This window comes from Rothia sp. 11273D007AR, from assembly GCF_053547255.1.
The window spans coordinates 108941-135610 of record NZ_JBPPWJ010000003.1 but is presented as its reverse complement, the minus strand read 5'-3'; the positions used below and the strand labels follow the sequence as shown (position 1 = coordinate 135610).

Below are 26670 nucleotides of genomic sequence, written 5' to 3'. Positions count from 1 at the left end.
AGTTTAGCGAATTCACCTGTGGATTAGCCCAGCGCCAGAGATCAGCTACCCCGAAGCGCACCCCTTTATAGCCTGTCCTACGTGTAATTCTGCCTGACCTGTGTCACCCTAGGGGTAGGGTCACAGACGACCTACCGGTAACCACCGCACGGACGGAGTATAGGCATGGCTCAGGCCACATGGAAAGTAATTGGGGCAAGCGGGTTTGTGGGATCATCGATTGTCGCCCGGCTGGCTGCTGAAGGTGTTCAGGTTGATGCTGTTGAAGCTCCCCGCCTGCTGACCCGCACAGCCGAAGCTGAGCAGCTCATTCGCGAGGCCCGTCAGCTGGACGGTATCATCGACACTCTCGCCGAGTCTTTCGCAGGGTGCGAGGTAGTTATCAACGCTTCGGGCCTGGCTGCCCCTGATCAGGAAGACCTAGCTCCCCTACTGGGCGCAAATGCCCTACTCCCTGCCGTTATCGCTATCGCAGCCCAGCGCACCGGTGTCAGCAGGGTGATTCACCTCAGCTCGGCAGCTGTGCTTGGGCCTGTTCCTACGCTCACTCCGAGCGAAGAAACACAGCCGTTCTCTGCCTACTCTTTCTCGAAGGTCCTGGGCGAAGAGGTGCTTCTGGCCCTGCGGGCTTTTATCGAAGAAACAGCTGCTCAGGGGCAGGCTCCCGGCTCTGAAGCGTCGGAATTCCCGGCGGCTCCTTCTCACTCCCCCGTCGCTGTAGCCGGGGATCACGCGGTTGATATCTGCATTATCCGGGCTACGAGTGTGCAGGGCCGCGGACGCCGAACCACCGAGGCTTTCGCAAAAATTGCGTCCTCCCCGCTGGCGTCCGTCGCAGGGCGCACCCCGCGGCGCACCCCGGTCTCCTCCAACTACGCCCTGGCAGAATTCGTCTACCGGGTAGCCAGTTTCACCGGCCCTCTGCCCGCCATCGTAATGCAGCCCTGGGAAGGGGCAACCACCGAGTCCGTCCTTATTGACGCAGGACGCCGCCGCCCCCTGCATCTACCGGTCGCCCTCTGCCGGGCTCTGGTTGCCACCGGTTACAGGGTCTCTGAGCTCCTGGGTGACCGTCTAACCGGCCCCGTCCGCCGGGTCGAGGTGATGTGGTTCGGCCAGGATATCGACGATTCATGGGCTCAAAAAAATGGCCTGGTACCCCAAGCACGGGTGAGCGAGGTGCTTCGCACCGCCCACAGCGCGCTAGGCACCAGGCAGGACCGCAAGTTTGAAAACTAGACGGTAGGAGTTTCGTTACCCTCGCCATCCGCTTCGGTCAGCGGTTCGGCGGGGGCTTCTTTCTGGGTGCCGAACACCAGCGAACGGGCGTCGGCCACCGAGTAGGGCTTAGTATCGCCTTTCACCACGCGAGTCTCAGGCGCGTGAGCGCTTGCCGTACGGCGCTGGTCAACGGCTGCGGTGCCGCTAGCACTGCCTACCAGACCCGCAGCGAGCGAACCAGCTACAGGAGCGGCGGCCTGGCGGGAGGCAGCCTCAACCTCTTCTGTCTCAGGCTCATCCACCTGGCGGGGCGAAAACTCGGTATCTTCCATCGCCTCTGAGCTAGCTACCAGAGCTGACTCAGCTTCGCGGCGGGCCTTCTCCTGGGCCTCAAATTCGGCGCGGGTTAGCACACCGGGTACGACCTCGCGCAGGCGCTCTACTGAAATTGCGCCCTCGCGCACCACGACCAGGCGGTCAGAGGTGCAGTCCACGATGGTCGAAGGTAGGGCGTCCTTGGCTTCAAAGCCCTCAGGGCGGTTTTCGGGGCGGGGACCGCCGTCGAAAATCACCTCAACGTCGTTACCCAGCTGGGTCATGGCTTCCTGGGCGGTCGTAGCTGCCGGGCGCCCGGTCTTATTGGCTGAAGAAACAGCCAGCGGGCCCAGGTTTTTCAGAAGCTCAATAGCAACCGGGTCATTAGGAACGCGCAGGGCAACGGTTCCCTGGGTCTCGCCCAGGTCCCAATTCAGGGAGGGCTGAGAATAGAAAATCAGGGTGAGAGCACCGGGCCAAAACTCGGTAGCCAGGGCGCGGGCGTCCTCAGAAATCTCATCGGCCAAACCCGGCAGCACAGACTGGTCGTAAATGAGTACCGGCGGGGGCATCTGCCGGGTACGGCCCTTAGCGGCAAGCAGGTTCCCAACGCCCTCAACGGAGAAGGCGTCGGTGGCGATACCGTACACGGTGTCGGTAGGAATCACGATGGTCTTGGCTGCGCCGATTGCTGAGTTGGCGGTCGCGATGGCGTCGCCCAGGGTCTCAGGGTCGGTTGCACTAACAATGGTTGCTTTCACGCTCATTATTCTTTCACATTCTTAGGTGCCTGGTAGCGGTTTATAGCCCGAGGTGTGACGGGGTTTACCCGCGAAGTCGTCAATAGATTCGATACCTTCAAAGCCGGCGGCGGCAAGGGCCTGACGCATCAGTTCCTGCTGGGTTTCGGCGTGCTCCATAATCAGGTAGCCGCCGGGAGCGAGAAGGGCATAGGCCCGGGCTGCGATGGCGGTAGGTAACTCCATACCGTCCTCTCCCCCGCCGTAGAGAGCCAGGGCCGGGTCGTGGTCGCGAACCTCTGGATCTTTAGGAATTGCCCCGGCAGGGATATAGGGCGGGTTGGAAGCCACCAGGGCCACGGTTCCCTCGTAGCCGGGCAGGGCCGTGCGGGCATCGCCTGCTACCAGTTCCACCCCAGCGGGGCCCAGGTTACGCTCAGCCCAGGCAGCCGCTTCGGTCGAGAGTTCAACGGCAAGGACGCGCGGGGTCGGCACCTGCTCATCTGCGGCTAGCTCGGTAGCAAGGGCAGCTGCAATGGCGCCTGACCCGGTACACAGGTCAACCACCAGGGGCTGGGCGGGCAGGGCCTCAGCCATGCCCCGGTAGGCGGTGAGGGCGTGATCCACCAGCAGCTCGGTCTCGGGACGGGGCACAAAAACACCCGGCCCCACCGACAGGGTCAGGCCCCGGAAGTGGGCCTGGCCAGTCAGGTGTTGGAGGGGCAGGCGCTCACCGCGCAGGGTTACCAGACGGGCAAAGCCCTCAGGTGCCGGGTGCCCCAGCAGGGCCAGGGACTGAACGCGCCCCCGCGATACCGGCTCACCGGCGTCCTTCTCCAACAGGTAAGCGGCAAGAAGCTGCGCATCTACCGCAGCCGAGTCAATACCGGCTGCGCCAAGATAGAGCGCAGCCCGGCGAAGGGCTGAATCAAGCTCTTCGCCGGGCTCCAGGCTAAAATCAGCCACGCTTACTTGTCTTCCTGACCGAGCTTCTCAAGGCGGGCAGCCTCGTCCATCTCAATAGCGGACTGCACAACAGCCTCAAGGTCACCGTTGAGTACGGCATCCAGGTTGTAGGCCTTGTAACCGGTGCGGTGGTCGGCAATACGGTTTTCAGGGAAGTTGTAGGTGCGGATGCGCTCTGAACGGTCCATGGTGCGCACCTGAGAATGGCGCTTCTCGGCGTTCTCGGCGTCAATCTGCTCCTGCTGCCAGGCAAGCAGGCGGGCACGGAGCACGCGCATAGCAGCTTCACGGTTCTGAATCTGTGACTTCTCATTCTGCATAGCAACCACGATGCCGGTGGGCAGGTGGGTAATACGCACAGCGGAGTCGGTGGTGTTCACCGACTGACCGCCGGGGCCAGAAGAACGGTAGACGTCAATCTTCAGGTCGTTCTGGTTGATCTCGATTTCCTCGGGCTCATCAACCTCGGGGAAGACCAGCACACCGGCAGCTGAAGTGTGGATACGTCCCTGGGACTCGGTCGCCGGAACACGCTGCACACGGTGCACGCCACCCTCGTACTTGAGGTGGGCCCAGACGCCCTCGGCGGGGTCATTCGAGGTGCCCTTGATAGCTACCTGGGCGTCCTTGTAACCGCCCACGTCGGTGGTCTGGGAGGAAATCATTTCGGTCTTCCAACCCTTAGACTCGGCGTAGCGGGTGTACATGCGCAGCAGGTCAGCAGCAAAGAGGGAAGCCTCGTCGCCACCTTCGCCACCCTTGACTTCGAGAATGACGTTGCGGCCGTCGTCCGGATCACGGGGAATCAGCAGACGGCGCAGCTTCTCTTCAGCCTCGGGCAGCTGGGCTTCAAGCTCCTTGACCTCGTCAGCAAAGTCGGGGTCTTCGGCAGCCATCTCGCGGGCAGCTTCGATGTCGTCGCGCAGGGTGTTGACGCGGTTGTAGGCTTCAACGATGCCGTTGAGCTCTGAGTAGCGGCGACCCAGCTTACGGGCCTTACCCTGGTCAGCGTGGACGGCTGGGTCAGCCAGCTGCTTCTGGAGGTCTGCGTGCTCGTCGAGCAGACCCTGGATAGATTCAATCACGGTGATGTCCTTTCCTTATTCGCCGTGGCCCAGGCCGCTCTTAGCAACGGTGAGCAGGAATTCGACGTTGGACTGGGTCTCGCGCAGCTTGGAGAGCAGAACAGACAGGGACTGTTCCTGGTCCATGCCGGCCAGCACGCGGCGCAGGCGCCACATAATCTTGACCTCGTCGGGTGAGAGCAGGGCCTCTTCGCGACGGGTTGAGGACGCGTTGAGGTCGATGGCGGGGAAGATACGCTTGTCTGCCAGCTGGCGGGAAAGGCGCAGTTCCATGTTGCCGGTGCCCTTGAATTCTTCGAAGATGACCTCGTCCATCTTGGAGCCGGTCTCGACCAGGGCGGTCGCCAGAATGGTCAGTGAGCCGCCTTCTTCGATGTTGCGGGCAGCGCCGAAGAACTTCTTGGGCGGGTAGAGGGCAGCTGCGTCTACACCACCGGAGAGGATGCGGCCTGAGGCGGGCGCTGCCAGGTTGTAGGCGCGGCCCAGGCGGGTCATGGAGTCCAGCAGGACGACGACGTCGCGGCCCTGCTCCACCAGGCGCTTGGCACGCTCGATGGCGAGCTCGGCAACGGTGGTGTGGTCATCTGCCGGGCGGTCAAAGGTGGAGGCGATAACCTCACCGTTGACGGTGCGCTGCATGTCGGTGACTTCTTCGGGGCGTTCGTCCACCAAAACCATCATGAGGTGAACCTCGGGATTGTTGGTGGTAATCGCGTTGGCGATGGACTGCAGCATCAGGGTCTTACCGGCCTTGGGAGGTGCCACAATCAGGCCGCGCTGGCCCTTGCCAATGGGGGCAATCAGGTCGATGACGCGGGTACCGAGCTTCTTGGGATCGGTCTCCAGACGCAGGCGCTCCTTGGGGTAGAGCGGGGTGAGCTTGTTGAACTCGCGGCGGCCCTTGGACTCTTCGGGGGTCAGGCCGTTGATGGAGGTCAGCTGTACCAGGGCGTTGAACTTCTGGCGGTTGTTGTTATCGCCTTCGCGGGGGGCACGGATGGTACCGACCACAGCGTCACCCTTGCGCAGGCCGTAACGCTTGACCTGGGCCAGGGAAACGTAAACGTCGTTGGTGCCGGGCAGGTAGCCGGAGGTACGCACGAAAGCGTAGTTATCGAGGACGTCGAGCACACCGGCGACGGGAATCAGCACGTCGTCTTCGCTGATCTCGGGCTCGTAGTCGTCGCGGCGGTTGTTACGGCGTTCGCGGCGCTCTGCCTGACGGTCGCGGCGGTTCTTGCGGTTGTTACGGCGGTCTTCGTCGGGGCCGTTGTTGTTCTGGCGGTCGTTCTTGCCACCGCGGTCGCGGTTATCGCGATCCTGCTTATCGCCGCGGTCCTGACGGTTATCGCGGTCGTTGCGGTCGCGACGGTTCTTGCGCTCAAAACGCTCGTTCTTCTCGCCGTTCTCAGCGGAGGCCTCGTTCTGCTCGGCAGAATCGACGTTCTCACCCTCGTTCTTGCGGCGACGGTCGGTACGGGTGCGGGTACGGGTGCGCTTGGCACCCTCTTCGCCCTCGTTCTGCTCGTTGCGGGCAGCCTTCTGGGACTCCAGGCCGTCAAGGGCAGCTTCAACCGCCTCAAGGGCAGAGGTATCGGGCTTGGTTTCATTCTGGGCCTCAGCAGCTACGGTTGAGCTGGTGGCGCGACGGTTACCGCGACGCTTGGTAGCGGGCTTCTCAGAAGTAGCTTCAGCAGGTGCGTCAGCGGCTTCGGCGGCGTCCTGCCCCTTGGGCTGCTCTGCTTCGGCAGCCTTTTCAGCTGCGGTCTTGCGGGTGCGGGTGCGCTTGGGCTTCTCTGCCTCAGGCTGAGCCTCGGCGGGAGCTTCTGCTTCGGCAGCCTTCTCGGCTGCGGTCTTGCGGGTACGGGTGCGCTTAGGCTTCTCTGCCTGGTCAGCAGTCTCCGCAGGGCGGTCTGCTACAGCCGAGCCGCGCTGGTGGGCTGAGATAGCCTCAACCAAATCTGATTTGCGCATGCGGCGAGCGCCGGTGATGCCCAGCTGGGAAGCCAGGGACTGGAGCTGAGCAAGTTTGAGGGTGCTCAGGCTGGGGGACTTCTGCTCAGCCGCTGCTGCGGCCTCCGTACCTGCGGTCAGGTCGGTGTTTTCTGCCACGAAGATTCCTTCTCTCGAAATGTTGTTGATTTCGCGGGTTGTTCTGGCGCAACAGATGCGCCATGCCCAGAGCGGGCGAGTGATAGTTTCAGGGGTCAGGTGACGCTGTCGCTGGGAAAGCGAGAGTATCAGGTGACCCGGGTTCGGGCGCCCGGCTGCACCAAACGGTAGCTGACGGGATACCCGGCAAGGGAACGCCACCACTATTTCAGTGAAAGACGTAAATGAACGGTTGAACCTGCTGAGGCTTCTACAGACCTGCCAAACCGTGGGATGAGGCCAACACAGGCGAGCCCGGGCACAATTAGTGCTGGAGCGCGCTAGGCGGTTTCCTCATAAGTAAGCATAACACCTTTAGTGTCGATATCGATATCGAGCACCCGCCAGCTTACAGCCCGACTCTCGTGCTGATTAGGCTCGCTTTCGGTGGCGAAGGCCTCAATGGCTTCGCGAACTCGGGCGCGTTCGTCCGCCCCGTTAGCCAGGGCCATGACGGTGGGCCCTGCCCCCGAGATGACCGCGGCAAAGCCCTTGCCGCGCAGGTACTTAACCAGGGCCGCTGAGGGCTTCATGGCAACGGCGCGGTAGGACTGGTGCAGCAGGTCGCTGGTTGCGGGCAGTAGGTAGTCGGGGTAGGACGCCAGTGCCTGGGTCAGCAGGGCCGCACAGCCGGAGTTGGCGGCGGCTTCCCTGTGGGGAACGGTCTCGGGAATGAGGCCGCGGGCTACCTTGGTCGGCACCTCGTAGTCAGGAATTGCGATGACCGGCAGTACGTTCTCGTGGGCCGGTACGGGCAGGGAGTGCCAGCCCGAGTCGTCCCCGTAGGAAATCACCACATGGCCGTAGAGGGAGGGGGCCACGTTATCGGGGTGGCCTTCCATGCCCGAACAAATCTGCAGTACAGCCTCGTCATCAAGCTGAAGTTCAGCGGGGAGCAGGCCGTTCGCTGCAGTCACGCCGGCCACGATGGCTGAAGCGGATGACCCCATACCGCGAGAATGCGGGATGCGGTTATGGGCCTGAATATGCAGGGAGGGCAGTTCGAAGAGCCCCACGGCCTTCCAGGCAGTCGCCATGGCCTTGACCACCAGGTGGCTGGCGTCCTGCGGAACCTCGCTCGCCCCCTCACCGGTGAGATCGAAGGTCAACTCCCCCACCCCGGGCACGCGGGTGACCGTCAGGTCATCATAGTGGGCCAGGGCCAGACCGAGAGAGTCATAGCCGGGGCCGAGATTGGCTGAAGAGGCCGGGACCTTGACGGTCACGCGCGCGCCAACGGGGATTACATCGGGCTGGACGAAGGGCTCGTCTGAGCCGTCGATCATGGGAAGTGACATAAGAATCGGTGTTTAGCCTTCTACACGGATAACGGAGGTGATGTCGCGGACGGTATCGAGGGCGTCCACCACGGCCATGGTCTTGCGCAGGTTAGCGTCGGTGGCGCGGTGGGTGACGATACGGATGGAGGCGCTGGTGCCGTCGCCGGTGCCCTTAGCCTGGCGCATGGTCTCGATAGAGACTCCGTGCTCGGCAAAGATACGGGCGATGTTGGCCAGAACACCCAGCTTGTCTTCCACAACGATACCCACAGAGTAGCGGGAGACAACGTCGTTCATGGGGGTGGCAGCCAGCTGGGCAAAGGAGGACTCGGGGATACCCGGGCCACCGAGCACCAGGCGGCGGGCCAGGGAAACGAAGTCACCCAGTACCGCAGAGGCGGTGGGGGCGCCGCCTGCGCCGGGGCCGTAGAACATGAGCTCACCGGCGTTTTCAGCCTGCACGAAGACAGCGTTGAAAGCACCGTGGACGGACGCCAGCGGGTGGGTGCGGGGCACCAGGGTGGGATTCACACGAATGTTGATGCCCTCGCCGTCCTTTTCGCAGACCGCAAGGAGCTTGATAACGTAGCCGTCGGCAGCGGCTGCCGCCACATCGTCGGCGGTGATGGAGGTAATGCCCTCGCAGTGAACGTCGTCGATGGTGAAGTCAGAGTGGAAGGCCAGGGAGGCAACGATTGCGGCCTTCGAGGCGGCGTCGTGGCCCTCGATATCGGCGGTGGGGTCAGCTTCGGCGTAGCCCAGGCGCTGAGCCTCGGCCAGGGCGTCGGTGAACTGGGCGCCGGTGGTGTCCATCTGGTCCAGGATATAGTTGGTGGTGCCGTTCATGATGCCCAGCACGCGGGTAATCTGGTCACCGGCCAGAGAGTCGCGCAGGGGGCGCAGGATGGGGATAGCACCAGCAACCGCAGCCTCATAGGAGAGCTGGGCTCCGCTCTTAGCTGCGGCAGCAGCCAGTTCTACACCGTGCTTAGCCAGCAAGGCTTTGTTACCCGATACCACCGACTTGCCGGCGTTCAGAGCACGCAGGATGCGGGTGCGGGCAGGCTCGATACCGCCGGTCAGTTCAATGACCACATCGGCAGCGTCAATCAGCGCCTCGGCATCGGTGGTGTAGAGCTCGGGCGCAGCCTCATAGTGGCGCTTGGCTGAGGTATCGCGCACGGCAATACCGATGAGCTCAACCGGCGCACCAATGCGGTCTTGCAGGGACTCGGCGTCTTCGGTGAGCATGCGGGCTACCTGCGAGCCGACGTTACCGGCGCCCAGTAGCGCTACTTTGATGGTGGTGTTGCCCAAGAGCGTCTCCTGACGTAGATGGGAAATAGGTTCAGGGGTACGCTCACCATGCTAGCGGGTAAGACAGCATAACCCAGAGTATGAACTTTATTTTCTCACGGAGTGGTTGATGGCAGGACGCCGCCTCACCGCTCCCTGCCCGCAGGCAGGGCAGCTGGCAGGCGGCGTCCTGGTAAAGAAACCTAAACTAGACCCAGGTCTCGGGCCAGCATGTCTTCTTCAGTTTCGCGGCGGATAATAGCGCGCGGTTCCTTACCCTGAGCCGTAGCGATGACCGGCGGGCGGGTCAGGTAGTTGTAGTTCGAGGCCATAACGTGGTTGTAGGCACCGGTGGCCGGAACAGCCAGAATGTCTCCCGCTGCCAGGTCAGCCGGCAGGTAGCAGTAGCGAATCACAATATCGCCGGATTCGCAGTGCTTACCCACCACGCGGGAGAGAATCTGCTCCCCTGCCGGAGCCCGGTTAGCCAGGGTTACGGCGTAGTCGGACTCATAAAGCACCGGGCGGGGGTTATCGCTCATGCCACCGTCGACCGAGACGTAGCGGCGCACGCGGGTGTCCCCGTTCTCGTCCTCAATCGCCACGTCCTTGATGGTACCGGCCGTGTAGAGGGTGATACCCGAGGGGCCCGAGATGGAACGCCCAGGCTCAAAGGAGAGGTGAGGTATAGCCATACCCACGTTGGCGCAGGTCTTAGAGACCATGTCGGCCAGCTCGGTAGCAATATCGGCTGAACCGCGCGGGGTGTCCTGCTCGGTGTAGCCGATACCGTAGCCGCCACCCAGGTCAATCTCGGGCAGCACCACGCCAAAGCGCTCATTGAGCTGCTGCATGTAGGTCAGCACCTTCTCAGCGGCCTTACCGAAGCCCTCGGCCTCAAAAATCTGGGAGCCGATATGGCAGTGCAAACCGCGCAGGTCAATGTGCTCACTGGCCAGGGCCAGAGCGGCAGCCACGGTGGCGTAGGCATCATCCGCCGTGATACCCAGTTCGGCCAGTTCTTCAAGTGACAGGCCGGCCAGGGGTGCTGTACCGGCTGCCAGGGACTGGCCAAACTTCTGGTCCTCGTGGGCGGTGGCAATGAAGTCGTGGGTTGAGGCGTGGACGCCCGGGGTCACGCGCAACATGACCGGAGCGACCAGACCGAGCTCGGCTGCTACCCGGGCAATGAGCTGCACCTCGGGCACCGAGTCGGCCACCAGGCGTCCTACCCCGTAGCGCAGGGCGCGGGCGATTTCATCAGCCGACTTGTTGTTACCGTGCAGGGCGATTTTCTGTCCGGGAACTCCGGCGCGCATAGCAATAGCCAGCTCCCCGCCGCTGGCGGTATCGAGGCACAGCCCTTCTTCCTCAGCCCACTTGGCAACAGAGGTTGCCAGGAAGGACTTACCGGCGTAGTAGACCGAGACCTCAGCCCCGTGCTTCTCAAAAGCGGTCTCAAAGGCTGACCGGAACTCAGCGGCGCGGGCGCGGAAGGTGGTCTCAGAAAAGACGTATTCGGGGGTTCCGAAGTCAGCGACCAGGCGGCTGACGGGGATGCCGTCTACCTCAAGTTCGCCGGTCTTGGAGCGGGTGAAGGAGGGCATCCAAATCACCGGGTCAAGGTCGGCCGGGGCGGACGGGTAGCTCAGCCAGTCGGGCTTGAACAGTGCGGCTTCTGCGCCCATTTACATCTTCTCCGGTGCGCTTACACCCAGCAGCCCTAAGCCGTTGGCCAATACCTGGCGGGTAGCGTTGTTCAGCAGCAGGCGGGTGCGGTGCAGGTCGGTGACCTCTTCATCGCCCTTGGGGGCAACGTGGGAGACACCGTACCAGCGGTGGTAGGCACCGGCCAGGGTTTCCAGGTAGCGGGCCACGCGGTGGGGCTCACGGAAGTCAGCGGCTTCTTTGACGGCACCGGCGAACTGGCCCAGGGCAGCCAGCAGGGCTGAGTCTGCCTCTGAGTTCAGCAGGGCGGTATCGACGGAGTCGGTGGTGACGCCGGCTGCCTCAGCGTTGCGGGCGATAGCGCAGGTGCGGGCGTGGGCGTACTGCACGTAGAAGACCGGGTTCTCGTTGGACTGCTTGGTCAGCAGATCCAGGTCGATATCGATGTTGGAGTCTACCGAGTAACGGGTCAGGGAGTAGCGGGCTGCATCCACGCCCACGATTTCAACCAGGTCTTCCAGGGTCACAACGGTACCGGCGCGCTTGGACATACGCACGGGCGTACCGTCCTTGACCAGGTTAACCATCTGGCCGATCATGACCTCAACCATGTTGGGGTCATCGCCCAGGGCAGCGGCAGCGGCCTTGAGGCGGGCTACATAGCCGTGGTGGTCAGCACCCAGCATGTAGATTGCCAGGTCAGCGGGGTTCTCTTCGCGCTTGGTCTTGTCCTGGAAGTAGGCGATATCACCGGCGATGTAGGCGGCGTTGCCGTCAGACTTGATGACCACGCGGTCCTTATCGTCGCCGAAGTCGGTGGACTTGAGCCACCAGGCGCCGTCCTTAAAGTAGAGGTTCTCGGATTCCTTGAGCTTCTCAAGCAGCTCGTCTACCTTGCCGTTTTCAAAGAGGGAGTTCTCGTGGAAGTAGACGTCAAAATCGACGTGGAAGTCGTGCAGGGAGGCCTTGATGTCCTCGAACATGAATTCAACACCGGTAGCGCGGAAAACTTCCTGGGGATCTTCGGCGTCAAGGGCGTCGGGGCGAACTTCAAGCACCCGGTTGGCGATATCGGTGATGTACTCGCCACCGTAGCCGTCCTCGGGAGCCTCCTCACCCTTGGCGCGGGCCAGCAGGGAGCGAGCAAAACGGTCAATCTGGTTGCCGTGGTCGTTGAAGTAGTACTCACGCACGACCTTGGCACCCTGGGAGATGAAGATACGGGCCAGGGAGTCACCCACAGCGGCCCAGCGGGTACCGCCCAGGTGGATGGGGCCGGTGGGGTTAGCGGAGACGAACTCCAGGTTGATGGTCTGACCGGCCAGGGTTTCATTAGTACCAAAAGCTGAGCCCTGCTCAACGATGGTCTTGGCCAGCTCACCCGCCGCGGCGGCGTCCAGGGTGATGTTGAGGAAGCCGGGGCCAGCGATATCGACGCTTGCCACACCGGCAATCTCGGTGATTCGGGCAGCCAGGATCTGGGCTACCTCGCGGGGGTTCTTCCCCACCTTTTTAGAAATCTGCAGGGCGATGTTGGTGGCCCAGTCGCCGTGGTCGCGGTTCTTGGGGCGCTCTACGCGCACAGAGGGGGCGGTTTCGCCGTCGGTCAGGGTCAGTTCGCCGGCTTCGAACGCTGCGGTCAGCGCGCCGTCAATTGCACTTGAGAGTTCTTCGGGAGTCATAGGGTCAAGTCTACAGGGTGAGCTGTTCACCTACCCAGCGAATGATATGTTCCCAGGTGCTCTCACTGGCGTAGATGGCCGGGTCGGAGTGCTCTGCTCCCCCGATGAGGGTGAGTTCGGTGGCGATTCCGGCGGCTGAGAGGGCACGGTGGGCCTCGACGGACTGATTGGGCGGTACGCAGGTGTCTGCGGTGCCGTGGATGTAGTAGACCGGGGCGTGGGTTCGGTCGCCGGTTCTCTGGGCTTCTTGTATGTAGTCGATGGGGTGGGCTTTGGCCCAGTTGATCTCTGCTGGGGTGCCTGTCGGGGCGGGGTAGGTGGAGCCGAGTAGCCGCCATTCGGCGCCGTCGTCCTCGGGGTGGTCGTAGGGGAAGCCCCAGGCCACGCGGTCATCGAAGATGGTGCGCAGGTCGCTGACCCCGTAGATTGAGACGGCACAGCGGACGGACGAATCCGACTCACCTGCGATGGTGCGGGCAGTGAGCGCACTGGCTGAGAGGCCTTCGAGGTAGGGCTCGTTCAGGTGGCCGGTGGCGGCGGCTAGCTGGACCAGGTGCCCGCCCGCCGATCCGCCTGCGAGGACGATACGGTTGGGGTCGATTCCGAAGTCTTCGGCCCTGGTTTTGAAGTAGCGGATGGCTGTTTTGAGGTCGTTGATTTGGGCGGGGAAGAGGGCTTCGTGGCTGAGGCGGTAGTTGATGGAGGCTGTGGCGTAGCCGGCGTGGGCGAAGCGTTCGCGGACGCGGTGTAAACCGTTATCGGCTAAGAGGAAGGAGGATTTATCGCCGAATCGCCAGGCTCCGCCGTGGACGTAAATGAGCAGGGGCACGGGGTGATGTTCACCGGTGGGCGCACTGGGCGGGTAGAAGTCAAAGGTCTGGGAGGGGTGGTTGGTTCCCGCGTAGTTGCCGGTGAGTGTGGTCATTGATTCAGCCCTTCGGTGCGCTGGTCTTTGTTCCTACTGTAATCGGTTTGTGTTGTGGGGCGGGGTTTCTGATAGAGTAATCAGGTCTGAGTTTCACTATCTATTGTGAAGGTTCAGTGTTGCCCTCGTAGCTCAGTGGATAGAGCACCAGTTTCCGGAGCTGGGTGTCGAAGGTTCGAATCCTTTCGAGGGCACAAAAAGAGAAGGTATGCCAGAATGCGCGAAGCGCTGGCATACCTTCTCTTTTTGTGCCCGGCGTGAAGAAAGGCCCCAGTGGGGCCTTTTAGCCGGCTAAAACAAGCGGAGCCAGAATGCGCGAAGCGCTGGCAGGTCTTTTCTATTTGTGCCCGGCGTCCGCCTTCTTCCCCGCATTTATTCTGTTTTACCCGCAACTAGTTGCGGGGTTTTCAGACTAAGTGCGGGTTAGTTTGGGGCAACGAGTTCCACTTCAAACCCCTGCTTATTTTCGAGGTAGAGGGCGTAGTGGTCGGGGCCGCCTGCATGCGGGTATCGGTCTGCGAAGAGTTCACTCCAGCCGTGGCTGGTAGCCTCGCTACGGAGCTTATCGAGCAAGGCCGCGGACGGCACTGTGAAGGCCACGTGGTTGAGCCCAGCATGGGTACGGTTATGGGGGCCGGTGGTATCGGGGGATTCTTCAAGGACGAGGTAGGAGCCATCATGAGCCTGCCAGGAGATTCCACCGGGCCACTCCTGATAGGGCGTCCACCCTAGTTGCTGGGTGAGCCAGGCCCAGGATGGTAGGGCTGTTGCCAGGGATTCGATCCAGAGTTCAACGTGGTGGAAGCCGGGGCGGGAAACTGCCTCCTGGCGGCGCAGGCTGGCCGTGGCGCGTCCGTCCTTGCGGAGCCTAGCAGCTATCACCGCGTCGTAGGTCTGCCCGGCGTAGAGGAACTTCTCCTGCTCAATCCCTTCAATCTGGAACCCGGCTGCGGCGGCAACGGCTCCGCTCGCGGGGTTGTTGGCCCGGTAGCCCAGTTCCAGGCGGCGGAGGCGGGGTGAGGGTAAGGACGCCAGCAGGCCGGTATCGAGAGTAGGTAGGGTTGGTGCGGGGTCGGGCTCGCCCAGGGCCCAGGCGCACACCGCCGTGAGAGCCGCTTTTGTGTAGCCCCGCCCGCGGTAGGGGTCAGCTAGCCAGTAGTAGACCCAGGCCCTATCCCAGGCTCCGGTGTCACTGCGGGCCGTAAAGTTTAGGCCGACGAGCCCTGCGGGCCGCCCCTCGTCGCTGAGGCAGAAAATAGCCCGGTTTTCAGCCGGTAGGTAGCTGGTTTCGATGAGGTTCCGGGCGTCCTCTTCGCTGGTGAGGGCTGGCATCTGCCGCTCCAGGCCTGAGGATGTGCGATAAATCGAGTAAAGGTCAGGGGCGTCGGTGAGCGCCCAGTAGCGTAGCTCCATGTGCCTAGTTTAGATCAGGAGCAGGCCGACGGAAGGCAACCCAGACTGCTGCTATCACTCCGATAACCAGGGCAAAAATGATAGAGAAGATAGCATCGAAGATAAAGTCCTGCGGGTCGATGCGGGGCAGGCCTATTCCTAGCCCGAACACCGCGCCCAGCAGGAAGGCACCAGTGGGGCGAGCCGTAAACTGCCGACGGTAGATCAGGTGAAGGTCGGGGCCGGGGAAGCGCAGGGCAGCCAGGCTCATCAAAGTCAGGGCAACTGCCCCAATCGTCACACCGATAAGATAGGGCGTCAGTTCTTGCTCTGGGAGCACGAAGGCCCGCAACAGACCGATGACGCCGCTAATTGAGGCACCAAAAGCCGCGACCAGGGTGAGATAGAGTGCTTTCGTCATTGAATACTCCTTTCGGCGTTCCCTCCCAGACTACCAAATTACTAAGTAGGGTTGCTTATATGACGCCGGGTAGACTAGGGGGAAAACCCCACCCTTTCGCACCAGAAATGAGAGTGACATGGCAGAAGCCGTCAATACCCCGCACATTGCTCCGAACGGCGCTGAAATTGCCGAAACCATCCTGCTGCCCGGCGACCCCCTGCGCGCCAAGTTCATTGCCGATACCTACCTTGAGAACGTCGTACAGTTCAACACTGTACGCAACATGTTCGGCTTCACCGGCGACTACAAGGGCCAGCGCATTTCGGTCATGGGTACCGGCATGGGTATCCCTTCGGCCAGCCTCTACGCCCACGAGCTGATTCACACCTTTGGCGTGAAGAACCTGATCCGTATCGGCACCTGCGGTGGCATGGCTGAGGGCCTTGACCTTTTCGACCTGGTTGTGGCTTCAGCAGCTTCGACTGATTCTAACTTCATGCACCACTACAAGCTCCCCGGCACCTTTGCCCCCACCGCGTCCTGGCCCCTGCTGTCGGCTGTGGCCAAGGAGGCCGAAGCCCAGGGCAAGACCCTCAACGTGGGTAATGTGCTGTCTTCTGACGTTTTCTACCGCTCTGACTTCTCCGACGCCGCTAAGTGGGCTGAGATGGGTGTGCTGGCTGTTGAGATGGAAACCGCCGGTATCTACGCTGTGGCTGCCGCCGCCGGTGTACAGGCTCTCTCTGTTTTCACTGTCTCGGACCACCTCTTCAAGGGGGTTGAGACCACCGCCGAGCAGCGCCAGACCGCTTTCACCGACATGATGGAGCTCGTTCTCCCCGTCGCTGCCAGCCTCTAAATTTTCTGTCAGGACGCCCGCGCCCCGCTCCCCTGCCCCAGGGCAGGAGGACGGGGTGTCCCCGTCTCTAGGCAGCGTTCAATGGAACGATAGCTGCCAAAGTCTCAGCCTTTGTTTCTTCAAGCATATCTAGCTCATACCGGGCCTGTAGATTGAGCCAAAACTCAGCGCTCGTGCCAAAATAACGAGACAGCCGGGCCGCAGTATCAGCTGTTACTGCTCGCCTACCATGCACAATGTCGTTAATCCGACGCGGTGAGACTCCTATGGCCCGGGCAACCTGGTTCTGGCTCACGCTAAGGGGTTCCATAAAATCTTCGAGGAGAACCTCCCCGGGGTGTACCGGAGGCAAACTAATGGTAATCAACGATTTCAACTCCTTCGGGCCCTGCATGAGTCCAGGTAAAACAGATTCTCCATTGATCATTAATTCTTATACTATGTTGCCCAGCCCTATCACCTTTGAGGGCTTCCAGACGGTTACCCGGGGGCACTCTCAAGTCATTGAGTGATGTAGCGGCATCCAATAATCTCAGTTTCCTTAGAGCAACTCGTTCAATGCGCGTGTCAAAAACGGGAACCCGCTGGCGCTGGGCTAGCTTCTCCGTGTTTCGATCTGCGAAAGATTGAATCATAGCTCCAGGCTATAACGCGAGACGTTATAGCTCAATAGGTAGGCTGGCTTAAACCCATTTATCACACCAACGAACCGAAAGTTTATCGACTATAGTCGATAAACTTCTTTTTTTGATATTTTTATCGACTATAGTCGATAGTCTTCACGCGCCCAGTGAAACCTGACCGTTCGCACCGGCTCTGCCCTAAAATAGAGGGCAGTATGTCTAGTTCAGATTCTTCCCGCACTCCCGCCCAGCCCCTTTCCGCTATCGCCGCTGCTATGCACGGCGCGGGCGTCCGCGCATCCGAGCCCACCGAACCCCAGACCGCCGGAAAACGCGGTGGCAGGGAGAAGCAGGCTTCCGGATCTCGTGAGGGGGCGGACGCACCCGCCCGCTCCCAGCGTCGCGGCCGCAGCGCAGCCCCCCGGGGCAAGCAGGGCGGGAAGAAAGCGAACCAGCGCCGCCCCTACACCCCGCTGATTCCCGAAAAAATCACCTATCCCGAGGCTCTGCCCGTCTCTGCCCGCCGGGACGACATCATGGCAGCCATTCGCGACAACCAGGTCACCATCGTCGCGGGTGAAACCGGCTCGGGTAAGACCACCCAGCTCCCCAAAATGCTCCTTGAACTGGGTCTAGCGGAAAAGGGCATGATTGGCCATACCCAGCCCCGCCGTCTGGCTGCCCGGTCGGTGGCTGAACGCATCGCCGAAGAACTGGGGCAGACAATCGGCGAAACGGTGGGCTACCAGGTGCGCTTCACCTCAGAGGTGGGCGAAGGCTCCGCTATCAAGCTCATGACCGACGGTATTCTGCTGGCCGAAATTCAGAACGACCGGCTACTGCGCCAGTACTCGGCCATCATCATTGATGAGGCCCACGAGCGTTCCCTCAACATTGACTTCATTCTGGGCTATCTCAAGCGCATTATGCCGCAGCGCCCCGACCTAAAAATCGTCATTACCTCAGCCACCATCGACCCTGAGCGTTTTGCCCGCCACTTCTCCCCCAGCTTTGTGCCCGGTGTCGGCATCGTCGATGACAGCCTCAGCCCCGAAGAAAAAGAAATCGCCGAGGCAACCCTGCCCGATGACGCCCCGCCCATCATTGAGGTCTCCGGCCGTACCTACCCGGTCGAAATCCGCTACCGCCCCTTGAGCGAACCCCGCACCGGCGACGGCGGGGAAGACGAGGCGGACGCCGGTGACGGCCTCGAGGACGACGACCGTGACCCGATTGAGGGCGTACTTGATGCCATCCGGGAGCTTTCCGAAGAGGCCCCCGGCGACATTCTGATTTTCTTCTCGGGCGAGCGCGAGATCCGCGACGCCGCCGACGCTATCGAGGATATGGTGCGATCCACCCGCCGCCTGGCCGACTACGAGGTACTACCCCTCTACGCCCGCCTGTCGATGGCCGAGCAGCACAGGGTTTTCAAACCCGGTGGCCGGCCCCGCATCGTGCTGGCAACCAACGTGGCTGAAACCTCCCTGACCGTGCCCGGCATCAAGTACGTGATCGATACCGGCACCGCCCGTATCTCGCGCTACTCCGCGCGGACCAAGGTGCAGCGCCTGCCCATCGAGCGTATTTCGCAGGCCTCAGCCAATCAGCGTTCGGGCCGTTGTGGCCGTGTCTCTGACGGTATCGCTATCCGTCTCTACTCCGAAGAGGACTTCCAGGCCCGGGCCGAGTTCACCGACCCCGAGATTCTCCGCACCAACCTGGCCGCGGTCATTCTGCAGATGACCGCAATCGGCGTGGTCAAGTCCCCCGCCGATATTGAGAAGTTCCCCTTCGTTCAGCCGCCCGAAACCCGCGCCATCAACGACGGCGTCAACCTGCTACGCGAGCTAGGAGCTCTTGCTACCCCCGGCCGTGATGGGGCGGACGCCCTCCCCCGCGATACGCGCGGGGCACGCGGTAGAGGGGGGCGGCGTCCGTCCTCACCGCTGACTGCGGCCGGACGGGCTATGGCGGCCCTGCCGGTTGACCCCCGCCTGGCCCGCATGATTGTTGAGGGCTCCAAGCGCGGGGTGGCTAAGGAAATTATGGTGTTGGCTGCTGCCCTGACCATTCAGGACCCCCGCGAGCGCCCCTCCGAGCACCGGGGCGAAGCCGATTCCCTGCACGCCCGCTATAAGGATGAGAAGTCCGACTTCACCTCCTTCCTCTTGCTCTGGCAGTACATCAATGAGAAGCAGGCAGAGCTGTCATCGAGTCAGTTCCGCAAGATGTGCCACAGGGAGTACCTGAACTTCCTGCGTATTCGGGAGTGGCAGGATCTCTTTGCCCAGCTGCGGGAAATTGGCCGGTCAGCCGGTATCACGGTAGAGGGCGGGCGTGAAATCGACCCGGCTGCCAGTGAGACCGAGGTGCATAAGTCCCTGCTCTCTGGTCTGCTGTCGCATATCGGTATGCAGGATGAGCAGAACCGCCACGAGTACCGGGGCGCCCGCGGCACCCGTTTTGCGATTTTCCCCGGTTCTGCTCTCTTTAAGAAGAACCCGGTCTGGCTGGTGTCTGCCGAGCTGGTGGAGACCTCCCGTCTCTGGGCGCGGGTGAATGCCCAGATTGAGCCCGAGTGGGTTGAGGAGCTAGCTGGCCCCTTGCTCAAGCATTCCTACTCTGATCCGCACTGGTCGTCCCGTCAGGGCTCTGTGCTTGCCCACGAGAAGGTCACCCTCTTCGGTCTACCCATCATTGCCGACCGCCGTATCCAGTACTGGCGGGTTGACCCGGTAGCTGCCCGCGAAATCTTTATTCAGTCTGCCCTGGTGGAGGGTGACTGGCAGACCCGTCACCGCTTCTTTGCCCGCAATCAGAAGGCTCTGGCTGAGGTTGAGGAGCTTGAGGCTCGCCTGCGCCGCCGCGACCTGCGCGTGGACGACGCTGTTCTGTTTGACTTTTACAACGCCCGCATACCCGAGCACGTCGTCTCTGAGCGCCACTTTGACCGCTGGTGGAAGGATGAGCGCCGGGTCAACGAGCACCTGCTCGACTTCACCCCCGAGAACCTGATTGATGAAGAGGCAGCTGACTACGACGAATCCCTCTTCCCCCGCACCTGGATAGCCCGCACCTCTGGCGGGGAGCTTGCCCTGGATCTGCGCTACGAGTACGCCCCGACCGTGCAGATTGGCGGGGTGCGCTCCTCTCAGACGCAGACGGACGGTATCGCGGTGCAGGTTCCGGTGCTTTTCTTGGGTCAGCTTGAACCGGCTCCTTTCCAGTGGCTGATTCCCGGTTTGCGTGAGGAACTGGTGACGGCCCTCATCAAGTCCCTGCCCAAGCAGATCCGGAAGAACTTTGTTCCCGCCCCGGACGTTGCCCGCCAGGCAGTCGAAAAGCTGAACGCCGACTACTCCCCCGCCACCGACTCGCTCACCGAGTCCCTGGCCCTGGTGCTGCGCCGCCTGCGGGGGCACGTGGTAGACCCCGCCGAGTTTAATTGGGAGGCTGTACCCGAGCACCTGCGCTTTACCTTCCAGGTGCGCAACCACCAGAACAAGATTCTGGGTGAAGGTAAGGATCTGGTTGAACTCCGGGGGCTCCTGCACGCTGAAATTCGCTCCGCCCTAGCTGCCTCACTTGGCGCTAGCCCCGAGACAATGGGCAAGATGGCGGCTCTTGCTGCAGGTAAGAAGGGGGGCCAGGACGCCGGTAGCAAGTCAGTGCCCCCTGCAGCTCCCAGCACCGCTGGTAGCCTCGTGCCCGGGGCCAAGGGGGCCCAGGCCTCCACCCCGGTGGGCCCCGGCAGCAAGGCTGTGCGGGAGGTTTCAGGACTGACCGACTGGCCGGAGCAGGATCTGCCCCGCAAGGTCGAACGAGTGATTGCCACCCAGACTGTCGCCGGCTACCCGGCCCTGGTTGACGAGGGTTCAAGCGTGGCGGTGCGGATCTTCCCCACCGAGGCTGAGGCCACCGCCGCCCAGCGCGGGGGCGTCATCCGTCTGCTCAAGCTCAACACCCCCTCACCTGAGCGCTACGTCTCTGAGCACCTGAATAACCGGGAAAAACTGGTCTTCACCCAGAACCCCCACGGGTCAATTGACTCCTTGATTAGTGACTGTACGGTCGCGGCAATCGACCAGCTCACCCCAGCTACCCCGCCCTTTACCCGGGAGGCCTACACCGCCCTATATAACAGCGTGCGGGCTGAGCTGATTGATACGGTCTTTGTGATCACCAAGCTGGTAGCCGATATTCTCTCTGAGACGGCTAAGGTACAGAAGCTCATTAAGAAGTCCACCTCCCTGGCGGTTATTCATGCCATGAGCGATATGAAGAGCCAGCTGGAGAACCTGGTTTACCCGGGCTTTGTGGCGTCCACCGGTGCGGTGCAGCTTCATCATCTGCCCCGCTACCTTAAGGCCATTACCAAGCGCATTGAGAAGCTGGGGCCGAACGTCAACCGGGATAACCAGCTCATGCTGACCGTGCAGGAACTTGAGGACGCCTACGATAAGGCTGTGCAGTCCCTGCCAGGGGGTACGGTGCCGACTCCCGAGCTGGAGCAGGTCGGCTGGATGATTGAGGAACTGCGCGTGAGCTTCTTCGCCCAGGAACTCGGCACCGCCTACACCGTCAGCGAGAAGCGGGTGGCTAAGGCCCTGCGTGAGGCTATGGAGGCCATCAAGAACGCCTAGGCCCGCCCGTCCTTGCCCTAGGTACCATCTAAATCAGAAAAACCCACCTAGTTGGTGGGTTTTTCCGATTTTCCTGGTCATTTCTCTCTTCTAGTTGTTCTCGGGAGCATCGGGGAAGAAAATATCCTCGATCCGGCAACCGAAAACTTCAGCAAGCTGGAAGGCCAGGGGCAGGGACGGGTCAAAACGTCCTTTCTCAATTGAGATGACGGTCTGGCGTGACACTCCGAGCACGTCGGCGAGCTGCTGCTGAGAGTAGCCCCGCTCAGCACGTAGTTCTTTGAGCTGGTTCTGCACAGGCTATGCATCCTTACGCTTGTAGACCTGGTAGCTCACAAGGAAGACCAGCATGGCAAGTACGGTGACGGAGGTCAGCAGAAGGGCCGGCGATACCTGCCAGTCGAAGATAGCGAAAGCCCCGGCACCCAGCCCCATCACTGCAATCATGAGGTGAAAGGTAGTTTCTGCGGCCTTTCCGTACCAGTGGTTTTCGATGCTGGATTCTGGGTTGCGAGTGGCTCCTTTGACGGTGTTTCGGTCGACCAGAAGCGCCCAAAAGGTGGCGGCTAACACCGGAACAAAAGCTAACGAGGCAACCGGCACCCACCACCAGGTGACCTGCTCAGAACTAATGACAATAATGCCCCAGGCCAGTAGCTGGGCCAGTGCAGTTGCACCCAGAATACTGACAAGTATCAGGGTTGCTTGGCTACCACCGAAGCGAGAACGGCCCCAGGTGCTTTGGGTCTTGTCGATGCTCATGCTATCTCCTTATGTAAAGGTTACTTTACAGTTGATGTGAAATAAACTTTACATACAGGCGCGAAGCTATGTCAAACACACTTTACTTATTTTTAGGCCGTCGGCCCCTACGCCCCAGACACTCAGCCACTACACCAGAAAAGACCATCTAAATCAGAAAAACCCACCTAGTTGGTGGGTTTTTCTGATTTAGATGGTACCTACCTGGCGGAGGGCTAGGAAGCTACCGAGTCGCCGTAGCCCAGCTCGGTCAGGGCTGCCCGCAGCTTTTCAGCAGCCTCGTCCATGGCAGCTGCATCGGGGTTACGGTTAGCCTGTTCGAAAGTGAACTCGCTCTGGTCAACAGCGGGCCACACATGAATATGGGTATGGGGCACATCAAAACCGGCAATAATCATGCCCACACGGGTGGGCTCAAAAGCCTTCATCAGGCCCTTCGATACCTTCTGAGCCACGTCAAAGAGATGGGCAGAGAGCTCCTCGGGCAGGTCAACCCAGTGGTCAATCTCAGCCTTGGGAACCACCAGAGTATGGCCATACTGGAAGGGCTCAATAGTCAAGAAGGCAACTACCTGCTCGTCCTCCCAGATAAAACGGCCGGGCAGCTCGCGGTTAATAATCTTGGTAAAAACAGTGCTCATGGGGCTTACTCCTAAATCTCTACAGACTGGCCGGGGGCCAGGTACTCAAAGGTGGTGCCGTACTTCTGACCAAAGTTGGTTGCATGGCCAACAATCATGTTTCGACCGTTTTCAGCAAGCAGTGAATCATGAATCTGGAAGGCCCGCGGGGCACGCACAGCGATAATGAAGTCAATGACCTCCTGGATCTTGTTCCAGGGAGCGTGAATCGGCACCAGCAGAGTGCCCACCTCAATGCCGTGGGGCACCACAAAAGAATCCCCTGGGTGGAAGAGGTTATCGTCAATCAGGTAGCCCACGTTATCAATCACCGGCAGCAGGGGGTGGATGACAGCGTGGTTGCCACCGAAGGTTTTGATAGAGAAGGACGAGAGAGTCAGCTCCCCATCAGCTTCCACCGACTTTGCAAGAGCCTCGGGCAGGGCCGCCAGCACAGCATCGACCACTGCGGCGGGGGCGTGAATGGTGGCCTGCGGGTTTTCTCGCAGAAAAGCAACCACCTTGCCCTCGTCGAAGTGATCGGGGTGCACGTGGGTGACCAGAATATGGTGGGCCCCATCCAGTGCCTGCTCGACCTCGGAGAAGTTGCCGGGGTCGAGCACCAGCACGGCGCCGTCCTTTTCGAGCCTGACGCAGGAGTGGGTGTATTTCGTAAGTTTCATACCTACCACCCTAGTAGCTCCCACCACAGTCAGACTAGTTGGAGCTGACGGTTTCTTTCTGCTGAACACATACGCTGTTACGTGAAAACGTTGTTTTTCGCCCCGCGCGAGGGCCGTTTCTGCCCCGGGGAACCTGGTGTACAGTAGGCACAGAGAGAGACCGATTTTAGACGAGGGAATGACCCGTGAACACCAACTCAGCGTCGTCAGCCAGCAAGCCCACCGAAATCCGCAACACTAAACAGCGCCGGGCAGTCACCGCAACCCTCGAAACCCTCGAAGACTTTATTTCTGCTCAAGACCTGCACCAGCTCATGCTCTCGCGCGGCGATAAGGTGTCGCTGGCAACCACCTACCGTCTCTTGCAGTCCATGGTGGGCACCGGTGAGGTAGAGGCCCTCAAGACCGAGGACGGCGAAGCTATCTACCGCCGCTGCGACTCCGAGCACCACCACCATCACCTGCTCTGCCGTATCTGTGGGGCTGCCCGGGAATTTGAGATTCCCGAGCTTGAAGAGCTAGCCCTGGCGATTGCGGCAAAGAACGGCTACACCGAGGTCAAGCACGTCATTGAGATTACCGGGGTCTGCTCTAACTGCTCTGCCCACCAGCAGGGCTAGGTGCTGCTGCGGCTTCAGATGAGCGGACGCGCCCCGATGCTGAGTAGCGCTGACGGACGGCTCGTACCAGGCGGCAGACCACGAAGATGAGGAAAGACAGGGTGGTCACGTAGGGGCTGATAGGCAGGGAGCCTGCCAGAGCCAGAAGAATACCGCCCACCATGGCTGTTTCTGCAAAGAGCACTGAAAGAATTAGAGCGCGCAGGGGCGAGGCTGTGATTTGCAGGGCTGCCGCTGCCGGGGTAATCAGCAGGGCCAGAACCAGCAGGGAGCCCACCACCTGCACCGACAGGGCTGTGGCAATACCCAGCACAATCATGAAAGCAATGGAAAGGGCCTTCAGCGGCACCCCCTTGGCTGAGGCAACCACCGGGTCAAGCGAGGCGAACATGAGCGGCCGCCACATGATAGCCAGGGCCGCAATAATCACCACCCCGCCGATGATCATAGAGGTCAGTTGGGCAGAGTCAACTGAAACGATTTGGCCGGTCAGCAGCGAGAATTTGTTAGCTGCTCTGCCCGAGTAGAGGGAGAGAAAGAGGATTCCCAGCCCCAGCCCAAAGGGCATCAGTGCACCGATAATAGAATCGTTTTCGTGGGCCCGGGCGCCCATCAGGGCAATCAAGAGGGCAGAGATAATGGAGCCCACCAGGGAACCGGTGACCACGTTATAGCCCAGGAGTAGGAAGAGGGCAGCTCCAGCAAAAGACATCTCGGCGATGGCGTGCACCGCAAAAGCGTGACGGCGGAGCATCACAAAGAGGCCTACAAAGCCACCGATCACACCCAAGATAGCCCCGGCGATAATGGACTGGCTCAGCAGGGCCACCAGCTCACCGTAGCGGTCAAAGACAAAGACCTTGCCCATAAAGTCCGCAAAAGTCATCGGTTATCTACCCCTTTCGCGGGTGCAAGTAGCTGGGGGTGGTCGGTTTCTAGGGCGCAGTGGTGCTCCCCGTGCTCGCCGCCCACCACCACGTAGCGGCCGTTGGTCTGTATCACCGATACCGGAGTCTGGTAGAGGTCGGTGAGCACCTCGCTCCGCATAACCTGCTCCACCGACCCCACGGTGAAGCGTCCTCCCGCGAGGTAGAGCAGGCGGTCTACATGGTCGATGATGGGGTTGATTTCGTGGGTCACGAAAACGACCGTAGCTCCGTGATCCCGGTTGTAGCGGTGAATCAGGTCTGAGACAGCGTACTGGTGGTTGAGGTCCAAAGAAAGCAGGGCCTCATCTGCCAGGATAATCTTGGGGTCATTGGCAAGGGCCTGGGCGATACGCAGGCGCTGCTGCTCGCCGCCCGATAGAAGCCCCACCGGCACATTGGCGTAGTCGCTGGCACCAACCGCATCGAGCAGGGAGTCAACCTTCTCCCGGTAGGCCCGGTTCTTCACGCGGAAGCCCCAGCGGTGGCCGTCCACTCCCAGCCCCACAAAATCGCGGGCCCGCAGGGGCATCTCGGTACCAATTGCCTTCTGCTGGGGAATGTAGCCGACGCCGGGGTTCCCCAGGCGGGCAGGGGCACCCAGAACCGAAATTTTGCCGGCGCTCAGCTGGGTCAGACCCAAAATGACCTTGATAAAGGTCGATTTGCCCGAGCCATTGGGCCCCAGGACGGCAAAATATTCGCCCTGTTCGACGGTGAGGTTGAGATCCTGCCACAGGGTACGGTGGCCAAAGGAAAGCCCGCCCCCGGTCACCGTAAGGGCGGGGGCGAGCTGGGTAGAAGAGTGAGCCATAGGCTTTATGCTACTGCCTTTTCTAGGTTGTCGATGTTCTGGGTCATCCAGTCCACGTAGCCGGTGTTCTCGGGCAGGGTCTCGGTGAAGGAGACACTGGCAACTCCGGCTTCCTGAGCGAAGGTATAGATTTCGGTGGTCTGGGCGGTCTGGGTCTGCTCGTTGAAGGCCAGCAGGTCGATGCTGCCGCCGGTGAGGGCGTCTTTGGCTTCCTGCAGGGTCAGGGGGGCGATATCGCTTTCGCTATCGACCGCTGCGATCAAATCTGCCGGGGTGGAGTCGGTGAAGCCGGCGTCCTCCAGCATGTAGCCCGAGACCGGCTCGGTCGCCAGGTAGGTACGCTCTTCGGTGTCGATAGCCTTGAGACGGTCAAGTAGCTGGTCAGCATCGGTGGAGAAGGTGGCAGCTGCGCTAGTGTAGGCGTCAGCGTTGGCGGGGTCGAGCTCAGCCAGGTCGGCTGCCACCTGATCAGCTACCTTCTTCATGGTGTCCAGGTCGTACCAGACGTGCTCGTTGTAGGAGTGCACGTGGTCAGAGTGGTCTTCACCGGTGGAGCTGTGCTCTTCTGCCATGTGGGCCAGGTCGTCGGCGCTAAAGAGGCCCGAGAGTTCTACCGCGTTCACCACGATCTGGTCGGGGTTATCGGTGCCGGCCATTTCGGTGAGGAAGGTGTCGTAGCCGCCGCCGTTGACGACAACCAGGTCAGCGTCTTTTACGGTCAGGCGGTCCTGGCTGGTGGCTTCGTAGGAGTGGGGGTCCACAGCGGTTGAGGCGATGAGCGGGGTGACCTCTACCTTATCGCCGCCGACTGCTGCCACCACATCGGCATAGACGTCGGTGGTGGTGACGACCTGCAGGGTTCCGTCGTTTGAGGACGAGGACGCGCTCGTCCCGCTTGACCCGCAGGCAGAGAGGGCCAGCGCCGATACGGCAAGCAGTGAGACGGTGGGGAAAATCTTTCGCATGGCGCTGTCCTTTGGTACAGAGTAAGGG

The 26670-nt window shown here is 61.2% G+C and carries 24 protein-coding genes and 1 tRNA gene; 5 read left to right on the top strand and 20 right to left on the bottom strand.

The window, feature by feature from the left end:
• The first annotated feature begins 165 nt into the window (after positions 1-165).
• The gene (locus ACED88_RS02670) at positions 166-1239 is read left to right on the top strand and encodes an NAD-dependent epimerase/dehydratase family protein (protein ID WP_449107985.1); all 1074 of its coding nucleotides are present in this window, start codon (positions 166-168) and stop codon (positions 1237-1239) included.
• Here ACED88_RS02670 and ACED88_RS02665 read toward each other — a convergent pair.
• The 9 genes from ACED88_RS02665 to ACED88_RS02625 form a co-directional block, all read right to left on the bottom strand.
• Complete coding sequence (locus tag ACED88_RS02665; RefSeq protein ID WP_449107984.1) at positions 1236-2303, bottom strand: L-threonylcarbamoyladenylate synthase; 1068 nt, start codon at positions 2301-2303, stop codon at positions 1236-1238. The two genes, ACED88_RS02670 and ACED88_RS02665, sit on opposite strands and share 4 nt — an antisense overlap.
• A 15-nt stretch (positions 2304-2318) precedes the next feature.
• A complete protein-coding gene (gene prmC, locus ACED88_RS02660; protein WP_449107983.1) occupies positions 2319-3242 on the bottom strand; it encodes a peptide chain release factor N(5)-glutamine methyltransferase in 924 nt (307 codons plus the stop codon).
• 2 nt (positions 3243-3244) lie between these two features.
• Positions 3245-4327, bottom strand: a complete 1083-nt coding sequence (gene prfA / locus ACED88_RS02655) for a peptide chain release factor 1 (RefSeq protein WP_135011527.1) — start codon at positions 4325-4327, stop codon at positions 3245-3247.
• Between the two features lie 15 nt (positions 4328-4342).
• Positions 4343-6439 carry a transcription termination factor Rho gene (gene rho / locus ACED88_RS02650; RefSeq protein ID WP_449107982.1) on the bottom strand — a complete coding sequence of 699 codons (2097 nt, stop codon included), beginning with the start codon at positions 6437-6439 and terminating at the stop codon, positions 4343-4345.
• Between the two features lie 320 nt (positions 6440-6759).
• Positions 6760-7776, bottom strand: coding sequence for a homoserine kinase (gene thrB / locus ACED88_RS02645; RefSeq protein ID WP_449108639.1), 1017 nt, complete (start codon positions 7774-7776; stop codon positions 6760-6762).
• Positions 7777-7788: 12 nt separating this feature from the next.
• Positions 7789-9075 carry a homoserine dehydrogenase gene (locus ACED88_RS02640; protein ID WP_449107980.1) on the bottom strand — a complete coding sequence of 429 codons (1287 nt, stop codon included), beginning with the start codon at positions 9073-9075 and terminating at the stop codon, positions 7789-7791.
• A gap of 182 nt (positions 9076-9257) precedes the next feature.
• Positions 9258-10742, bottom strand: coding sequence for a diaminopimelate decarboxylase family protein (locus ACED88_RS02635; protein ID WP_449108638.1), 1485 nt, complete (start codon positions 10740-10742; stop codon positions 9258-9260).
• Positions 10743-12404, bottom strand: a complete 1662-nt coding sequence (gene argS, locus ACED88_RS02630; protein WP_449107978.1) for an arginine--tRNA ligase — start codon at positions 12402-12404, stop codon at positions 10743-10745.
• Between the two features lie 10 nt (positions 12405-12414).
• Positions 12415-13329 (bottom strand): alpha/beta hydrolase fold domain-containing protein, encoded by a 915-nt coding sequence (locus tag ACED88_RS02625; protein WP_449107977.1) that lies wholly within the window; start codon positions 13327-13329, stop codon positions 12415-12417.
• Positions 13330-13450: 121 nt separating this feature from the next.
• Between ACED88_RS02625 and ACED88_RS02620 the strand changes: the two genes are divergently transcribed.
• Positions 13451-13523 (top strand) — tRNA-Arg (locus ACED88_RS02620).
• 229 nt (positions 13524-13752) lie between these two features.
• On the opposite strand, the gene ACED88_RS02615 is transcribed toward ACED88_RS02620, so the two are convergent.
• Positions 13753-14742, bottom strand: a complete 990-nt coding sequence (locus ACED88_RS02615) for a GNAT family N-acetyltransferase (RefSeq protein ID WP_449107976.1) — start codon at positions 14740-14742, stop codon at positions 13753-13755.
• A gap of 4 nt (positions 14743-14746) precedes the next feature.
• On the bottom strand, positions 14747-15142 hold the full coding sequence (locus tag ACED88_RS02610; RefSeq protein WP_449107975.1) for a hypothetical protein: 396 nt from the start codon (positions 15140-15142) through the stop codon (positions 14747-14749).
• A 118-nt stretch (positions 15143-15260) separates the two neighbouring features.
• On the opposite strand from ACED88_RS02610, the gene deoD reads away from it, so the two are divergent.
• Positions 15261-15983 carry a purine-nucleoside phosphorylase gene (gene deoD, locus ACED88_RS02605; RefSeq protein WP_449107974.1) on the top strand — a complete coding sequence of 241 codons (723 nt, stop codon included), beginning with the start codon at positions 15261-15263 and terminating at the stop codon, positions 15981-15983.
• A gap of 67 nt (positions 15984-16050) precedes the next feature.
• On the opposite strand, the gene ACED88_RS02600 is transcribed toward deoD, so the two are convergent.
• Together ACED88_RS02600 and ACED88_RS02595 are read right to left on the bottom strand one after the other, a co-directional pair.
• Positions 16051-16377: a HigA family addiction module antitoxin gene (locus ACED88_RS02600; protein ID WP_449107973.1), complete on the bottom strand. Its 327-nt coding sequence runs from the start codon at positions 16375-16377 to the stop codon at positions 16051-16053.
• Positions 16337-16618 (bottom strand): type II toxin-antitoxin system RelE/ParE family toxin, encoded by a 282-nt coding sequence (locus ACED88_RS02595; protein ID WP_237185849.1) that lies wholly within the window; start codon positions 16616-16618, stop codon positions 16337-16339. The genes ACED88_RS02600 and ACED88_RS02595 overlap by 41 nt, the downstream gene beginning before the upstream one ends.
• Before the next feature lie 203 nt (positions 16619-16821).
• On the opposite strand from ACED88_RS02595, the gene hrpA reads away from it, so the two are divergent.
• The gene (hrpA, locus tag ACED88_RS02590; RefSeq protein WP_449108637.1) at positions 16822-21252 is read left to right on the top strand and encodes an ATP-dependent RNA helicase HrpA; all 4431 of its coding nucleotides are present in this window, start codon (positions 16822-16824) and stop codon (positions 21250-21252) included.
• A gap of 90 nt (positions 21253-21342) precedes the next feature.
• Here hrpA and ACED88_RS02585 read toward each other — a convergent pair whose 3' ends face one another.
• The 4 genes from ACED88_RS02585 to ACED88_RS02570 all read right to left on the bottom strand — a co-directional run bounded on the left by ACED88_RS02585 (position 21343) and on the right by ACED88_RS02570 (position 23317).
• Positions 21343-21549 (bottom strand): helix-turn-helix transcriptional regulator, encoded by a 207-nt coding sequence (locus ACED88_RS02585; protein ID WP_237206337.1) that lies wholly within the window; start codon positions 21547-21549, stop codon positions 21343-21345.
• A gap of 3 nt (positions 21550-21552) precedes the next feature.
• Positions 21553-22014 carry a hypothetical protein gene (locus tag ACED88_RS02580; RefSeq protein ID WP_449108636.1) on the bottom strand — a complete coding sequence of 154 codons (462 nt, stop codon included), beginning with the start codon at positions 22012-22014 and terminating at the stop codon, positions 21553-21555.
• 215 nt (positions 22015-22229) lie between these two features.
• Positions 22230-22655 (bottom strand): HIT family protein, encoded by a 426-nt coding sequence (locus ACED88_RS02575; protein WP_431463873.1) that lies wholly within the window; start codon positions 22653-22655, stop codon positions 22230-22232.
• An 11-nt stretch (positions 22656-22666) separates the two neighbouring features.
• The gene (locus ACED88_RS02570; protein ID WP_449108635.1) at positions 22667-23317 is read right to left on the bottom strand and encodes an MBL fold metallo-hydrolase; all 651 of its coding nucleotides are present in this window, start codon (positions 23315-23317) and stop codon (positions 22667-22669) included.
• Positions 23318-23502: 185 nt separating this feature from the next.
• On the opposite strand from ACED88_RS02570, the gene ACED88_RS02565 reads away from it, so the two are divergent.
• Positions 23503-23937 carry a Fur family transcriptional regulator gene (locus tag ACED88_RS02565; protein ID WP_237185843.1) on the top strand — a complete coding sequence of 145 codons (435 nt, stop codon included), beginning with the start codon at positions 23503-23505 and terminating at the stop codon, positions 23935-23937.
• Here ACED88_RS02565 and ACED88_RS02560 read toward each other — a convergent pair.
• The 3 genes from ACED88_RS02560 to ACED88_RS02550 are packed head-to-tail and all read right to left on the bottom strand — an operon-like array spanning position 23909 to position 26642.
• Entirely contained in the window at positions 23909-24823 is a 915-nt protein-coding gene (locus ACED88_RS02560) for a metal ABC transporter permease (RefSeq protein ID WP_237194363.1), read from the bottom strand. The genes ACED88_RS02565 and ACED88_RS02560 overlap by 29 nt on opposite strands.
• Entirely contained in the window at positions 24820-25677 is an 858-nt protein-coding gene (locus ACED88_RS02555) for a metal ABC transporter ATP-binding protein (RefSeq protein WP_237204543.1), read from the bottom strand. The genes ACED88_RS02560 and ACED88_RS02555 overlap by 4 nt, the downstream gene beginning before the upstream one ends.
• A gap of 5 nt (positions 25678-25682) precedes the next feature.
• Entirely contained in the window at positions 25683-26642 is a 960-nt protein-coding gene (locus tag ACED88_RS02550; RefSeq protein ID WP_449108634.1) for a metal ABC transporter solute-binding protein, Zn/Mn family, read from the bottom strand.
• Positions 26643-26670: the final 28 nt, after the last annotated feature.